13 protein-coding genes and 1 pseudogene are annotated in these 14,002 nt (G+C 74.0%); 5 read left to right on the top strand and 9 right to left on the bottom strand.

The features are described from left to right. The 6 genes and pseudogenes from AOK24_RS17420 to AOK24_RS17395 all read right to left on the bottom strand — a co-directional run. Nucleotides 1-434: pseudogene (locus AOK24_RS17420) on the bottom strand (hypothetical protein); the annotation flags it as partial. A 217-nt stretch (nucleotides 435-651) separates the two neighbouring features. After that, the gene (locus tag AOK24_RS17415) at nucleotides 652-1,449 is read right to left on the bottom strand and encodes a type III pantothenate kinase (RefSeq protein ID WP_055720991.1); all 798 of its coding nucleotides are present in this window, start codon (nucleotides 1,447-1,449) and stop codon (nucleotides 652-654) included. A 4-nt stretch (nucleotides 1,450-1,453) separates the two neighbouring features. Further along, on the bottom strand, nucleotides 1,454-2,455 hold the full coding sequence (gene nadC / locus AOK24_RS17410) for a carboxylating nicotinate-nucleotide diphosphorylase (RefSeq protein WP_063799468.1): 1,002 nt from the start codon (nucleotides 2,453-2,455) through the stop codon (nucleotides 1,454-1,456). After that, nucleotides 2,452-4,215 carry an L-aspartate oxidase gene (locus AOK24_RS17405; protein WP_206191217.1) on the bottom strand — a complete coding sequence of 588 codons (1,764 nt, stop codon included), beginning with the start codon at nucleotides 4,213-4,215 and terminating at the stop codon, nucleotides 2,452-2,454. The genes nadC and AOK24_RS17405 overlap by 4 nt, the downstream gene beginning before the upstream one ends. Further along, nucleotides 4,212-5,234 carry a pantoate--beta-alanine ligase gene (gene panC, locus AOK24_RS17400; RefSeq protein WP_055720990.1) on the bottom strand — a complete coding sequence of 341 codons (1,023 nt, stop codon included), beginning with the start codon at nucleotides 5,232-5,234 and terminating at the stop codon, nucleotides 4,212-4,214. Before panC ends, AOK24_RS17405 begins: the two co-directional genes overlap by 4 nt. Beyond that, the gene (locus tag AOK24_RS17395) at nucleotides 5,231-6,175 is read right to left on the bottom strand and encodes a Rossmann-like and DUF2520 domain-containing protein (RefSeq protein WP_055720989.1); all 945 of its coding nucleotides are present in this window, start codon (nucleotides 6,173-6,175) and stop codon (nucleotides 5,231-5,233) included. Before AOK24_RS17395 ends, panC begins: the two co-directional genes overlap by 4 nt. A 148-nt stretch (nucleotides 6,176-6,323) precedes the next feature. On the opposite strand from AOK24_RS17395, the gene AOK24_RS17390 reads away from it, so the two are divergent. Both AOK24_RS17390 and AOK24_RS17385 read left to right on the top strand, forming a co-directional pair. After that, entirely contained in the window at nucleotides 6,324-7,499 is a 1,176-nt protein-coding gene (locus tag AOK24_RS17390; protein ID WP_055720988.1) for a threonine aldolase family protein, read from the top strand. 54 nt (nucleotides 7,500-7,553) lie between these two features. After that, nucleotides 7,554-8,651, top strand: coding sequence for a DUF5937 family protein (locus AOK24_RS17385; protein ID WP_055720987.1), 1,098 nt, complete (start codon nucleotides 7,554-7,556; stop codon nucleotides 8,649-8,651). 11 nt (nucleotides 8,652-8,662) lie between these two features. On the opposite strand, the gene AOK24_RS17380 is transcribed toward AOK24_RS17385, so the two are convergent. Next, complete coding sequence (locus tag AOK24_RS17380; protein ID WP_055720992.1) at nucleotides 8,663-9,337, bottom strand: response regulator; 675 nt, start codon at nucleotides 9,335-9,337, stop codon at nucleotides 8,663-8,665. 84 nt (nucleotides 9,338-9,421) lie between these two features. Beyond that, nucleotides 9,422-10,621 (bottom strand): sensor histidine kinase, encoded by a 1,200-nt coding sequence (locus tag AOK24_RS17375; RefSeq protein WP_055720986.1) that lies wholly within the window; start codon nucleotides 10,619-10,621, stop codon nucleotides 9,422-9,424. Nucleotides 10,622-10,760: 139 nt separating this feature from the next. Here AOK24_RS17375 and AOK24_RS17370 point away from each other — a divergent pair, with 139 nt between their 5' ends. Continuing rightward, complete coding sequence (locus AOK24_RS17370) at nucleotides 10,761-11,753, top strand: SAM-dependent methyltransferase (RefSeq protein WP_055720985.1); 993 nt, start codon at nucleotides 10,761-10,763, stop codon at nucleotides 11,751-11,753. Nucleotides 11,754-11,798: 45 nt separating this feature from the next. Here the strand turns inward: AOK24_RS17370 and AOK24_RS17365 are convergent, their stop codons facing one another. Further along, nucleotides 11,799-12,950: an NADH-quinone oxidoreductase subunit D gene (locus AOK24_RS17365; protein WP_055720984.1), complete on the bottom strand. Its 1,152-nt coding sequence runs from the start codon at nucleotides 12,948-12,950 to the stop codon at nucleotides 11,799-11,801. A 31-nt stretch (nucleotides 12,951-12,981) separates the two neighbouring features. On the opposite strand from AOK24_RS17365, the gene AOK24_RS17360 reads away from it, so the two are divergent. Both AOK24_RS17360 and AOK24_RS17355 read left to right on the top strand, forming a co-directional pair. After that, complete coding sequence (locus AOK24_RS17360) at nucleotides 12,982-13,485, top strand: PH domain-containing protein (RefSeq protein ID WP_055720983.1); 504 nt, start codon at nucleotides 12,982-12,984, stop codon at nucleotides 13,483-13,485. After that, nucleotides 13,482-14,002, top strand: a 521-nt coding sequence (locus AOK24_RS17355; protein WP_420876672.1) for a PH domain-containing protein, incomplete at its 3' end; no start/stop codon positions are given. The genes AOK24_RS17360 and AOK24_RS17355, both read left to right, overlap by 4 nt.

Here is a 14,002-nt window from a genome sequence, read left to right as displayed (position 1 = left end):
GTACGGGGGGGCGGGACCGGCGGAGTCGGTGTGAGCGGCGCGGGGACGGCATGGCGGGTCGTCCTGCGGGCCAGCCGGCTGCGGACGTCCTGCTCGGCGAGCACCTGGCAGCGGCTCAGGAGGGTCGCCGCGAGCGGGTTGCCCCGCAGGGCCCGCAGGGCGGCGAGGTCGTCCGGCTCGGGCCGGTACCCGGTGCCCAGCACCTCCTCCAGCAACGTCAGGTACCCGGCCGCCGTACCGGGCAGCGCCGCCCGGTACCGGACGAGGTCGGCCACCAGGAACGTCCGCAACCGAGCGGCCTCGCGCAGCGCCTCGTCGAGAGACGTCGCCAGCCGATGACAGTCCTGGATGTCCTCTGCCGAGGCGGGACCGGGATGAAGGGCGAGGGCGAGAGCGCGACGGAGCACACGCAGCTCCTCCGCACCGAACGCCATGCCGCCGCGGGATCCGTATGGCGTGGGCATGCGGCAACGATACGCGCTAATCAGACAAATTCGACATATCTGTCAGGCGTGGCGCGAAACCTTTCGCCCACAGGAACCTCACGGGCACGCGCGCGTGGAGAACGGCGGGGAGGGGGGAGGGGACACGGGACGGACGGACCGGGACCCGCGAGCCCGCCCACCGGAACGCTCCCCCCGCGCGTACGGATCACATCCGCGAGACGTTCCGTTCGTACACCAGTCGCAGCCCGATCAGCGTCAGCCACGGCTCGTGCTCGTCGATCACCGACGCCTCGCCGAGGACCATCGGCGCCAGGCCGCCCGTCGCGATGACCGTGACGTCCTCGGGATCGGCGGCGAGTTCGCGGGTCATGCGCTGGACGACCCCGTCGACCTGCCCGGCGAACCCGTAGACGATCCCGGACTGCATGGCCTCGACGGTGTTCTTGCCGATAACACTGCGCGGGCGCGCGACCTCGATCTTGCGCAGCTGGGCCCCTTTGACGCCGAGCGCCTCGACGGAGATCTCGATGCCGGGGGCGATGACGCCGCCGACGTACTCCCCGCGCGCGGACACCGCGTCGAAGGTGGTCGCCGTCCCGAAGTCGACGACGACGGCGGGCCCCCCGTACAGCTCGACGGCGGCGACGGCGTTGATGATGCGGTCGGCGCCGACCTCCTTGGGGTTGTCGGTGAGGATCGGCACACCGGTCTTGACGCCGGGTTCGACGAGGACGGCGGGGACGTCGCCGTAGTACCTGCGGGTGACCTCACGGAGTTCGTGCAGCACCGAGGGGACGGTCGCGCAGATGGCGATCCCGTCGATGCCGTCGCCGAGCTCGTCCCCGAGGAGGGGGTGCATGCCCATCAGCCCTTGGAGGAGGACGGCGAGTTCGTCGGCCGTCCGGCGCGCGTCCGTGGAGATCCGCCAGTGCTCGACGATCTCCTCCCCGTCGAACAGGCCGAGGGTGGTGTGCGTGTTGCCGACGTCGATCGTCAGAAGCATCGCTTCACTCCGCCTCACGCAGATCGAGGCCGATGTCGAGGATCGGCGAGGAGTGGGTGAGCGCGCCGACGGCGAGGAAGTCGACGCCGGTGTCGGCGTACGCGCGCGCGTTGTCGAGCGTGAGCCGCCCGGACGCCTCCAGCAGCGCGCGCCCGCCGACGATCCCGACGGCCTCCGCGCACTCACCGGGCGTGAAGTTGTCGAGCAGGATGAGGTCGGCGCCCGCGTCGACGACCTCACGGAGCTGGTGGAGGGTGTCGACCTCGACCTCGACGGGGACGTCGGGGAATGCCTCGCGGACGGCCTTGAAGGCCTGCGAGACGCCCCCGGCGGCCACGACGTGGTTGTCCTTCACCAGCGCGGCGTCGGAGAGCGACATGCGGTGGTTGACGCCCCCGCCGCAGCGCACGGCGAACTTCTCCAGGGACCGCAGCCCCGGCGTCGTCTTGCGGGTGTCCCGTACGCGCGCGTTCGTGCCCTCCAGCGCGTCGGCCCACGCGCGCGTGGCGGTCGCGATCCCGGACAGCCGGCACAGCAGGTTGAGGGCGCTGCGCTCGGCGGTGAGCAGGTCGCGCGTGCGCGAGGTGATCGACAGCAGCGTCTGCCCGGCCTCGACCCGGTCGCCGTCCTCGACGTGCCGCTCGACCTCGAACTCGTCCGTGCAGACGATGGAGACGACGGCCTCGGCGACCCTCAGGCCCGCGACGACGCCCGCCTCGCGCGCGACGAAGTCGGCGGTGGAGACGGCCTCCTCGGGGATGGTCGCGACGGTCGTCACGTCCACCCCGTGCGCGAGGTCCTCCTGGATCGCCACGTTCGCGACGTCCTCGACCTCGACGGGGTCGAGCCCCGCGTCGGTGAGCAGGTCGGCGAGCGCGGGGTCGAGCCCGCACTCCAGGTACTCAGCGTGTTCGGCGTATTCGGCGTCACCCTCGGCTCCGCACGCGCAGCCGTCGCCGCAGCCGCCGCTCTCGACGAGGGGAAGGTCGTTGCTCACTTCGGTCACTGCTCCTGGGGACGCTGGGTCGGGGGACGCTGGGTCGGGGGGAAGTCGGCGGTCTCCGTGGGGCGCACGGCGAGCGAGCGGTCCGGGTTCAGCCGTACGACGATGTGACGGCGCCAGGCGTCGTCGTCGCGGTCGGCGTGGTCCTCGCGCCAGTGGCAGCCGCGGGTCTCCTCGCGCAGGCGCGCGGCGGCGACCAGGACGCGGGCGACGCACAGGAGGTTGGTGGCCTCCCAGGTGTCGACGCCGGGCTCGGCGGTCTTGCCGTTCTCGTCGAGGGCGCCGCGCGCGTGCGCGTGGAGGGCGTCGAGCCGGTCGGCGGCCTGCTGGAGGGAGGCCGCGGAGCGCAGGACGCCCGCGCCGTCGCTCATGATCCGCTGGATGGTGAACCGCTCCTCGGGGGCGAGGAGGGGGTGCTCGGGGGTCTGCGGGGTGTCGACCGGCGCGGGCACGCGCGCGGGGAGGCCGGTCCCGGCGATGCCCTCGGCGATGTCGGCGGCGATCCGCTCGGCGTAGACCAGCCCTTCCAGGAGCGAGTTGGAGGCGAGCCGGTTGGCGCCGTGGACGCCCGTGCAGGCGACCTCGCCGCACGCGTACAGGCCCGGTACGGTCGTCCGGCCCCGGGCGTCCGTCCGCACGCCCCCGGAGGCGTAGTGGGCGGCCGGGGCGACCGGGATGGGCTCCTGGACGGGGTCGATGCCGTGCGCGCGGCAGGCGGCCAGGATCGTCGGGAACCGGTGTTCCCACATGTCCGCGCCGAAGTGCCGGGCGTCGAGGTACATGTGCTCGGCGCCGAGCTCCTGCATGCGCCGCATGATGCCCTTGGCGACGATGTCCCGGGGCGCCAGCTCGCCCAGTTCGTGCTGGCCCACCATGAAGCGCACGCCGTCCGCGTCGACCAGGTGGGCGCCCTCGCCGCGCACCGCCTCGGAGACGAGCGGCTGCTGTCCCTCCGCGTCGGCGCCGAGGAACAGCACGGTCGGGTGGAACTGGACGAACTCCAGGTCGCTGACCTCCGCGCCCGCGCGCAGGGCGAGCGCGACACCGTCGCCGGTCGACACGGACGGGTTGGTCGTCGCGGCGAACACCTGGCCCATGCCGCCGGTCGCGAGGACCACCGCGGGCGCGTGGACGGCGCCCACGCCGTCGTGCTGGCCCTCGCCCATCACGTGCAGGGTCACGCCCGCCGTACGGCCGTCGGCGTCGGTCAGGAGGTCCAGGACGAGCGCGTTCTCGACCGTGCGGACGCCCCGCGCGCGGACGGCCTCGACGAGTGCGCGGGAGATCTCCGCGCCGGTCGCGTCCCCGCCCGCGTGCGCGATGCGCCGCCGGTGGTGGCCGCCCTCGCGCGTGAGCTCCAGGTCGCCCTCGGCGGACTCGTCGAAGTGCGCGCCGGTCGCGATGAGCCGCCGTACGGCGTCGGGGCCCTCGGTGACGAGGATGCGTACGGCGTTCTCGTCGCACAGGCCCGCGCCCGCGACGAGGGTGTCGTCGAGGTGCTGCTCGGGGGTGTCGCCCTCGCCCAGGGCCGCCGCTATGCCGCCCTGCGCCCAGCGCGTGGAGCCGTCGTCGAGGCGGGCCTTGGTGACGACGACCGTGTTCAGGCCGGCGGCCTCGCAGCGCAGGGCGGCGGTCAGGCCGGCGACGCCGGAGCCGACGACCACGACGTCGGCGGTGACGGCCCAGCCGGGCGCCGGGGCGTGCAGGCGCGGGCGGGCGCGCAGCGCGTCTGCGGCGGGCGGGCGTATGCCTGTGGTGCTCACGAGGCGGCTCCGAAGGTCAGCGGGAGGTTGTCGATCAGCCGGGTCGTCCCCACCCGGGCGGCGACGGCGAGGACGGCCTCGCCGGTGAAGTCGTTCCCGATCTCCGTGAAGTCGGCGGGGTCGACGAGCGCGAGGTAGTCCAGCGCGAGCGGCGGGTCGAGGCGGGCTGCCTCGTCGAGCACCGTGCGCGCGGCGGCGCGGATGCCCGCGGCCCCTGCGGCGGCCTGGGCGACGGCATGCGTGTCGGCCGCCGCGCGGGACTCGCCGATCGCGCTCAGCGCCTGCGCGCGTGCCTGTGTGGCGGGCACTTCTCGCGCGCGGGCGCGCAGGGCCTCCTGCGCGGCGTGCCGGTCGCGGCCCGCGAACAGCGCGCGCGAGAGGGCGAGTCCGGTGCGGCGTTCCTGGGGCGAGAGGTAGCGGTTGCGGCTGGAGAGCGCGAGGCCGTCGTCCTCGCGGACCGTCGGGACGGCGACGATGTCCACGCCGAAGTTCAGGTCGCGCACCATGCGCCGGATCAGGGCGAGCTGCTGGGCGTCCTTCTGGCCGAACAGCGCCACGTCCGGGCGCGTGAGGTGCAGGAGCTTCGCGACGACCGTCAGCATGCCGTCGAAGTGCCCCGGGCGTACGGCGCCTTCGAGGCGCTCGCCCATGGGGCCCGCGCTGATGCGGACCTGGGGTTCGCCGCCCGGGTAGACCTCGTCGGCGGAGGGCGCGAACACGGCGTCCGCGCCGGCCTCCTCGGCGATCTTCAGGTCGGCGTCGAGGGTGCGCGGGTAGCGGTCGAGGTCCTCGCCCTTGCCGAACTGGAGGGGGTTGACGAAGACGGTGACGACGACCTCGCCGTCCGGTCCGGCGATCTCGCGCGCGGCGCGGACGAGGGTGGCGTGGCCGTCGTGGAGGGCGCCCATGGTCATGACGACGGCGCGCGTGCGGGCGGGGACATCTGCGCCGGCGCCGGAGCGACCGCCGCGCGCGCGGGCGTCCAGTTCCGCGGCGGTGCGCAACAGGGCGAGGCTCATCGGGCGTCTCCTTCGATGCCGGGCGTGCCGTTCGGGCCGGCGCCGCCTGCCAGCACCCCGAGCAGGTCCTGCGCGAGCTCCGGCTTGAGCAGGCCGTGCGCGAGCGCGCGGTCGGCGGTGGCGCGGGCCATCGCGAGGTAGCCGGCGACGGTCTGGGGCGCGTGCTTGCGCAGTTCCCCGACGTGCGCGGCGACCGTGCCCGCGTCCCCGCGCGCGACCGGCCCGGTGAGGGCGGCGTCGCCGGAGCGCAGCGCGTTGTCCAGGGCGGCGCCCAGGAGCGGGCCGAGCATGCGGTCGGGGGCCTCGACGCCCGCCTCGCGCAGCAGCTCCATGGACTGGGCGACCAGCGTGACGAGGTGGTTGGCGCCCAGCGCGAGGGCGGCGTGGTACAGCGGGCGGTTCTCCTCGGCGATCCACTCGGGCTCGCCGCCCATCTCGATGACGAGGGCCTCGGCGGCCAGGCGCAGTTCGTCGGGGGCGGTGACGCCGAAGGAGCAGCCGGCGAGGCGCTGGACGTCGACCGGCGTGCCGGTGAATGTCATCGCCGGGTGCAGGGCGAGCGGCAGGGCGCCCGCGCGCAGGGCGGGGTCGAGGACCCGCGTGCCGTAGCGGCCCGACGTGTGCGCGAGGAGCTGGCCGGGGCGGACCGCGCCGGTGTCGGCGAGGCCCTGCACGAGGGCGGGCAGCGCGTCGTCCGGGACGGTCAGCAGGACCAGGTCGGCGCGGCCCAGGACGTCCTCGGGGGTCGTCAGGGGCACGTCGGGCAGCAGGAGGGCCGCGCGCTTGCGGGAGGCGTCGGAGACGCCGGAGACGGCCACCGGGCGGTGTCCGACGAGTTGGAGGGACGCGGCGAGGGCGGGGCCCACCCGGCCGGCGCCGACGACGCCGACGGTGAGCCGCGCGGGGCGGTCCCTGGGGTCTGGCTGGTGCACTGTAGTCACGCGACGGCGGCCTTCCCGTTCCAGTCCGCATCTGGGTACCGGACGATTTCTCGTCATGTTAACGCGATCTGTTCCGGGGCGGCCGGTTGTCCACAGGCTGTGCATATTGCGGATGCCTCCGCCCGCCGCCGCACGGCATGATCCGGGCATGACCTCAACGCCCGGCCCGCAGGCCGACGAGTCCCCCGCCGAGCAGCTGCGCGAGCGGCGCATGACGGCCCAGCGCGAAGCCGTGCACATCCTGTCCCGCCCCCCGTACCGCGCCTCCCTGCGCGAGCGCATGGCGCATCTCGCGGAGGCGGCCGAGGGGTACGACCTCGACGAGCGCGCGGACGTGTACGGCAACGGTGTCGTCGCCGCCCTGGAGGAGCGGGTCGCGGGTCTGCTGGGCATGGAGGCCGCCGCGTTCTTCCCGACCGGCACGATGGCCCAGCAGGTCGCGCTGCGGTGCTGGGCGGGGCGTACCGGCGTGCGCGCGGTGGCCGTGCATCCGCTGTCCCACGTGGAGGTGCACGAGCGGGACGCGCTCAGCCAGGTCGCCGGGCTGCGGCCGGTGCACCTGACGGACGAGCCGCGGCTGCCGACGCCGCAGGAGGTGCGCGAGGCGGAGGAGCCGTTCGGGACGCTCGCGCTGGAGCTGCCGCTGCGGGACGCCGGGTTCGTGCTGCCGTCCTGGGAGGAGCTGACGGCGACGGTGGCCGCCGCGCGCGAGCGCGACGCGGTGGTGCACTTCGACGGCGCGCGCCTGTGGGAGTCGGTCACCCATTTCGGCCGTCCCCTGGAGGAGATCGCCGCTCTCGCGGACAGCGTGTACGTGTCGCTGTACAAGTCCCTCGACGGGCTGAGCGGCGCCGTCCTCGCGGGCCCGCGGACGCTGGTCGCGGAGGCCGCGGCATGGCGCCACCGCTACGGCGGCACGCTCTTCCACCAGTTCCCCGCCGCCCTCACCGCGCTGGCGGGCCTCGACCGCGAGCTGCCCCGGCTGCCGGAGTACGTCGCCCACGCGCGCGTGGTGGCCGACGCCCTGCGGGAGGGGTTCGCGCAGGCGGGCGTCCCGTGGTTCCGCGTGCACCCGCGGGTGCCGCACACCCACGAGTTCCAGCTCTGGCTGCCCTACGACCCGGACACCCTCTCGGAGGCGGCGGTGCGCCAGTCCGAGGAGACCGGCACGTTCCTGTTCGCGTCGCCCTGGGACGAGAAGGGGCCCGGGGTGTCGTACACGGAGGTCTCCGTGCGGGCGGCGGGCCTCGCGTGGGGCGTCGAGGACGTGAAGCGGGCGGTCGCGGAGTTCGTGGCGCGGCTGCCCGAGGGGGCCGCCGATTGACGGCCCTCGTCAATCGGCGGGGGCGTTGTCGGTGGCGGGGTGCACCATGGGCGCATGAGCGTGAGCATCGACTTCGCCGGGGTCCGGCCCGAGCAGGTGGCCTTCGTCCCGTCGCCGCTGGCCGAGCTCGGCATGGCGCTGCACGCGCTGTCGGAGCCGGGGCACCACCCGGGCATCCAGGGGTGGACGGGCAGCGTCCTCGCGGCGCTCGACCCGCATCTCGCCGACCGGATGTGCGAGGCGGACTTCCTGTGGCGGACGGTGTTCTCGGACCTGTTCCTCGCCTGCGCGGGCGTGCCGGGCGCGCTGCCCGGGGAGACCCTCGCGGAGGATCTGGCGCTGCTGGACAAGCTGCCGGACGACCAGTTCGTGGACGCGGCGCTGGAGTTCGCGTGCCCCGCGTGCGACTGCCCGGCGCCGGGCGTCCTCGCGGACCCCGTCCTGCGGGCCCGCGTCCTGGACCTCGCCGCCTCGCGCGGGCCCCGGCAGCTGGCGTTCGCGCGGCGGCTGCTCGACGACCCGCCCGGCGTGCGCGCGTGGCTGCGGCGCTTCCTGGAGGACTGCGACGAGGCGTTCTTCGCGGAGACCTGGGAGCGGCTGAGCCACCAGCTCGCGGCCGACGCCCGGCACAAGACGCAAGTGCTGCACCGGCGCGGGCCCGCGGAGGCGTTCGCCGCGGTCTCCCCCGCCGTACGGCTCGACGAGGAGCGCGGGCGGATCGTCGTCGACAAGCTCGTCGAGAGCCGTACGTCCGCGCGGGAGGCCGGTCTGCTGCTGATCCCGACGAGCCTGGGCCGCCCGCACCTGAACGTCCTGCACCGCGAGGGCTGGCGCCCCCTGCTGCACTACCCCGCGCACTCCCCGGCCCCGGACCGGGTGCCCTCGGTCGAACTGCTCACTCTGCGGATGAACGCGCTGTCCCACCCCGTGCGCATGCAGCTGTGCCGCAACCTCGCGCGCAGCGCGTACACGACGACGGAACTCGCCCGCATCCACACCATGTCCGCGCCGGAGATCTCCCGCCACCTCGCCGCCCTCAAGAAGGCCGGCCTCATCACGACCCGCCGGCGCGGCAGATACGTCCTGCACCAGCTGGACGTCGCCCTGGTGGCCCGCCTGGGCAGCGACTTCCTGGAGGGCATCCTCCGCTAGGGCGGGCGCCCTCAGGCGTGGCCCCCGCCCGCGCGCACGAGGCCCGTCTCGTAGGCGAGGACGACGACCTGCACGCGGTCGCGCAGGCCCAGCTTGGTGAGGATGCGCCCGACGTGCGTCTTGACGGTCGCCTCGGACAGCACCAGCCGGGCGGCGATCTCCCCGTTGGACAGGCCCTGGGCGACGAGGATCATCACCTCGCGCTCGCGCTCCGTGAGGCGCTCCAGCTCCTTGTGCTCGGGGGCGCGCCCGGAGCTGGGCAGCATCGGCGCGAACCGGTCGAGGAGGCGGCGGGTCGTGGAGGGGGCGACGACCGCGTCACCGCTGTGCACGGAGCGGATCGCGGCGAGCAGCTCCCCCGGGGGCACGTCCTTCAGCATGAACCCGGAGGCGCCCGCCTTCAGCCCGGAGAACGCGTACTCGTCGAGGTCGAACGTCGTCAGGATGAGCACCTTCGGCGGGTCGGGCTCCTCGCAGATGCGCCGGGTGGCCTCCACGCCGTCCAGCTTCGGCATCCGTACGTCCATGAGGACGACGTCGACCTCCGTGGACCGCACCACCTGGAGCGCCTCGACCCCGTCGCCCGCCTCCGCGACGACCTCCATGTCCGGCTGGGCGGCGAGCACCATCCGGAACCCGGTGCGCAGCAGCACCTGGTCGTCGACGAGCATCACGCGGATCGTCATCGGGTCCTCTTCCGTTTCCATGTCCATGCGTTCGTGTCGGGGCGTTCGTGCCGGGGCGTTCGTGACAGGTGTCAGCAGAGCGTGTCAGTGCGCCGGTTTGAGCGGGAGCAGCACGCTGATGCGGAAGCCTCCTCCGGGGCGCGGACCGGCGTCCAGGGTCCCGCCGACCATACCGACGCGCTCGCGCATGCCGATCAGTCCGTGCCCCTGCCCGTCGGCGCCGCCCTCCTCGTACAGCTCGTGCGGAGCGCCCTTGCCGTCGTCCTCGACGAGCAGGCCGAGGCCGTCGTCGAAGTAGACCAGCCGCACGCTGGCGCCCACGTTCGGGCCGCCGTGCTTGCGCGTGTTGGTCAGCGCCTCCTGGACGATGCGGTACGCGGTCAGCTCGACGCCGCTCGGCAGGGCGCGCGCGGTCCCCTCGACCTTGAAGTCGACGGGCAGCCCGGACCCCCGGCACTGCTGGACCAGGTCCTCGATCTGCTCGACGTCCGGCTGCGGGACGTACTCGCCGCCCTCCCGGTGCTCCCCGGTGCGCAGGACGCCCAGCAGGCGGCGCATCTCCGCGAGCGCCTGGCGGCCGGTCGACGAGATGGTCTCCAGCGCCTTCTTCGCCTGGTCCGGGGCGGCGTCCAGGACGTACGCGGCGCCGTCGGCCTGGACGACCATCACGGACACGTTGTGCGCGACCACGTCGTGCAGCTCGCGCGCGATGCGCGCGCGTTCGGCGGCGACGGCGACCTTCGCCTGCGCCTCGCGCTCGCGCTCCAGACGGGCGGCGCGCTCCTCCAGCTGCGCGAGGTACGCGCGCCGGGTGCGCATCGAGTCGCCCAGCACCCACGCGAGGACGAACGGCACGGTCAGGAAGACGACGGTGACAATGTTGGCGCTCTCGCTCGCGTCGTCCGGCCAGCGCAGCTGCGCCGCCGTCGCCGCGCACACGCCCATGGCGAGCGCCACCCGCGACGCCCAGCGGGCGCCGACCGCCGCGACCGTGTAGACGATCATCAGCATCGCGAAGTTCGCCACGTTGACGCCCACGCCCAGCACGAGCTGCGCGCAGCCCGCGACCGCCGCGAGCACCAGCATGGCCTCCGGCATCCGCCTGCGCAGGGTCATCACCAGGCACAGCGCGACGACCGTCGGCAGCACCACCGGCAGGGAGTTCGTGCGCCCGACCTCGTGGCGCGCCGTCTCCGTGACGAAGGCGAAGCCGAAGAGGACCACGGCCCAGAAGCCGTCCACCCCGGTCGGGTGCCTGCGGAAGAAGTCGTAGAGGCGCTGCACGTAACCCAGCGTAGGGATGCGTGATGCCCCTGTGGGTCAACCGGAGGACCGATCCGCATAGCGCGCGCATACTCCGCAAGGTGGAGGGAGTGATCAGCTGTACGCATAGTCTGGGCGGACGGCCGGGGAGGTGAGAGGCGTGGAGACGGCCTCGTGGCACGGGTGGCGGACGGCCGCCCAGAGGGCCCTGTACGGCCCTGAGGGCTTCTACCGGCGCCCCGAGGGCCCCGCCGGTCACTTCCGGACCTCCGTCCACGCCTCGGCGCTCTACGCCCGCTCCGTGGCCGCGCTGCTCACCCGGGTCGACGAGGCGCTCGGCCGACCGGAGACGCTGGACTTCGTGGACGTCGGCGCCGGCCGGGGCGAACTGGTGACGGGCGTGCTGGCGGCTCTGCCGTACGACGTCGCGGCGCGCACGCGCGCGTGGGCCGTCGAGATCGCCGGGCGGCCCGCCGGGACGGACGAGCGGATCACCTGGACCGCCGAGACGCCGCGCGGCGTCACCGGGCTCCTGTTCGCCAACGAGTGGCTGGACAACGTGCCCCTGGACGTCGTCGAGACGGACGCCGGCGGGGTCCCCCGCGTCGTCCTCGTCGGCCCCGACGGCACCGAGCGCCTCGGCCCGCCCGTGTCCGGCGAGGACGCCGAGTGGCTGGCGCGCTGGTGGCCGCTGGACACCGGGGAGGGACTGCGCGCGGAGATCGGCCTCCCGCGCGACCGCGCCTGGGCGTCCGCCGTCGCCCGCGTCGAGCGGGGGCTCGCCGTGGCGGTCGACTACGCGCACGCGCGGGACTCCCGGCCGCCCTTCGGGACGCTCACCGGGTTCCGCGCGGGGCGCGAGGTCGTACCGGCGCCGGACGGGACGTGCGACATCACGGCGCATGTGGCACTGGACGCGTGCGCGGACGCCGTACCCGTACCGGCGGGCCTGCACACCCAGCGGGCCGCGCTGCGCGCCCTGGGCGTCACCGGCGTACGGCCGCCCCTCGCGCTGGCGTCCACCGACCCCTCCGCGTACGTGCGCGCGCTGGCGGCCGTCGGGGAGGCCGCCGAACTCACCGCGCCGGGCGGGCTGGGCGACTTCGGGTGGCTCGTGCAGCCGGTCGGCATTCCGGACCCGCTCGCCCTCTAGGGAGCGTCGGTCGGGATTCCCGGCCCGCTCACCTGCCGATCCCGCTCACTTGTCGATGTCCCCCACGACGAAGAACATCGACCCCAGGATCGCCACCATGTCCGCGACCAGAGTCCCCGGCAGCAGCTCCGTCAGCGCCTGGATGTTGTTGTACGACGCGGAGCGCAGCTTGAGCCGGTACGGGGTCTTCTCGCCCTTGCTGACGAGGTAGTAGCCGTTGATGCCGAGGGGGTTCTCGGTCCAGGCGTAGGTGTGGCCCTCGGGGGCCTTGAGGACCTTCGGGAGGCGCTGGTTGATCGGGCCGGGCGGGAGGTCCGCGATGCGGTCCAGGCAGGCGTCCGCGAGGGCGAGCGCGTTGTGCGTCTGCTCCAGGAGGGACTCGAAGCGGGCGAGGCAGTCGCCCTCCTGCCGGGTGACGACCCTGAGGACGTCCTGGAGGTCCCCGTACGCGAGATAGGGCTCGTCGCGGCGCAGGTCGAGGTCGACGCCCGACGCGCGCGCGATGGGCCCGCTCACGCCGTACGCGTGCACGGCGTCGGCCGACAGGACGCCCACCCCACGCGTGCGGCCCCGGAAGATCTCGTTGCCGAGGACCAGGTCGTCGAAGACGTCCATCCGGGAGCGGACGGCGGCGACCGCCGCACGCGCGCGGGAGGTCCAGCCGGCGGGGAGGTCCTCCTTGAGGCCGCCGACCCGGTTGAACATGTAGTGCATGCGCCCGCCGGAGACCTCCTCCATCACGTTCTGGAGGACCTCGCGCTCGCGGAACGCGTAGAACACCGGCGTGATCCCGCCGAGTTCCAGCGGATACGAGCCAAGGAACATCAGGTGGTTGAGGACCCGGTTCAGCTCCGCGAGGAGCGTGCGCGTCCACACCGCGCGCGCGGGGACCTCCATGCCGAGCATGCGCTCCACGGCGAGCACGACACCCAGCTCGTTGGAGAACGCCGACAGCCAGTCGTGCCGGTTCGCCAGCATGATGATCTGACGGTAGTCACGGGCCTCGAAGAGCTTCTCCGCGCCCCGGTGCATGTACCCGATGACGGGCTCCGCGTGGACGATCCGCTCGCCGTCCAGCACCAGCCGCAGCCTGAGCACACCGTGCGTGGAGGGGTGCTGCGGGCCGATGTTCAGCACCATGTCGGTGCTCTCCGCCGCCCCGCCGATCCCGACCGTGGTCTCCGTCGTAGGAGTCATGGTTCCAGTCTCCCCTACGTACGCTGGCGGCATGGAGACGGGGAGCGCGCGGGGCGCCGAGAGCGTGGGGGCGGAGCCGGTGTGGACCGGCCTTCCGCCGGGACTGCTGCGGATGCGACGGCTGTTGCTGGTGGTGTGGCTGGGGGGTGCCTCGATCGCCCTGGGGGTGTGCCTGTGGCTTTTCGTCGCCCCCGCGTGGGCGCTGTGCGCGGTCGCGCCGGTGGCCCTCACCGTCTGGGGGTGGGTGCTGCTCGGCCGCAACTGGCGGTCCTGGCGGTACACCGAGCGCGCCGACGACCTGCTGATCAGCCGGGGCGTGCTGTGGCGCGAGGAGACCGTCGTGCCGTACGGGCGGATGCAGCTCGTGGAGGTCACCTCCGGGCCCGTCGAGCGGTACTTCGGGCTCTCCAGCGTCCAGTTGCACACGGCCGCCGCCGCGACCGACGCGACCATCCCCGGGCTCGACCCGGCCGAGGCGGAACGGCTGCGCGACCGGCTCACCGAGCTGGGCGAGGCCCGATCGGCGGGGCTGTGACGACGCCGGACGCGCAGGACGGCGTACGCCTGGAGGCCGCGCCGCCCGGCGAGGCGCCGCCGGTCGTCGAGCACCGGCTGCACCCCGTGACGCCGTTCCGGCGCGCGTGGGCGCCGGTCGCCGTCCTCGCCGGCTGGGCCGTCCACGATCCCGGCCAGGCGCAGGAACAGCTCACCCGGCTGACGTCGACGACCCTGCTGATCGCCATCGCCGTCGTCGTCCCCGCGTCCGCGCTGTACGGGTTCCTCAGCTGGTGGTTCACGCACTTCTCGGTGACCGACACCGAACTGCGCATCCGTACGGGGCTGGTGTTCCGGCGTACCGCGCACATCCGGCTGGAACGGGTGCAGGCGATCGACATCTCCCAGCCGCTCCTCGCGCGCGTGGCGGGCGTCGCGAAGCTGCGGCTCGACGTCATAGGGACCGACGACAAGGACGAACTGGCCTTTCTGGGGGAGCGTCAGGCGCGGGCGCGAGGAGTTCGGCCCGCAGCGCGCGCGCCTGACGCTCCCCCAGA

The sequence above is a fragment of the Streptomyces niveiscabiei genome, from assembly GCF_001419795.1.
GTDB lineage: Bacteria > Actinomycetota > Actinomycetes > Streptomycetales > Streptomycetaceae > Streptomyces > Streptomyces niveiscabiei.
The sequence above is the reverse complement of the archived record's forward strand: the minus strand, read 5'-3'. Positions and strand labels throughout refer to the sequence as shown.

Excerpts from the sequence above, each read along its gene's own strand:
- AOK24_RS17415 (WP_055720991.1), bottom strand. The coding sequence starts at position 1,449 with ATGCTTCTGACGATCGACGTCGGCAACACGCACACCACCCTCGGCCTG.
- panC (WP_055720990.1), bottom strand. The coding sequence starts at position 5,234 with ATGAGCCTCGCCCTGTTGCGCACCGCCGCGGAACTGGACGCCCGCGCG.
- AOK24_RS17390 (WP_055720988.1), top strand. The coding sequence starts at position 6,324 with ATGACCTCAACGCCCGGCCCGCAGGCCGACGAGTCCCCCGCCGAGCAG.
- AOK24_RS17385 (WP_055720987.1), top strand. The coding sequence starts at position 7,554 with ATGAGCGTGAGCATCGACTTCGCCGGGGTCCGGCCCGAGCAGGTGGCC.
- AOK24_RS17380 (WP_055720992.1), bottom strand. The coding sequence starts at position 9,337 with ATGACGATCCGCGTGATGCTCGTCGACGACCAGGTGCTGCTGCGCACC.
- AOK24_RS17365 (WP_055720984.1), bottom strand. The coding sequence starts at position 12,950 with ATGACTCCTACGACGGAGACCACGGTCGGGATCGGCGGGGCGGCGGAG.
- AOK24_RS17360 (WP_055720983.1), top strand. The coding sequence starts at position 12,982 with ATGGAGACGGGGAGCGCGCGGGGCGCCGAGAGCGTGGGGGCGGAGCCG.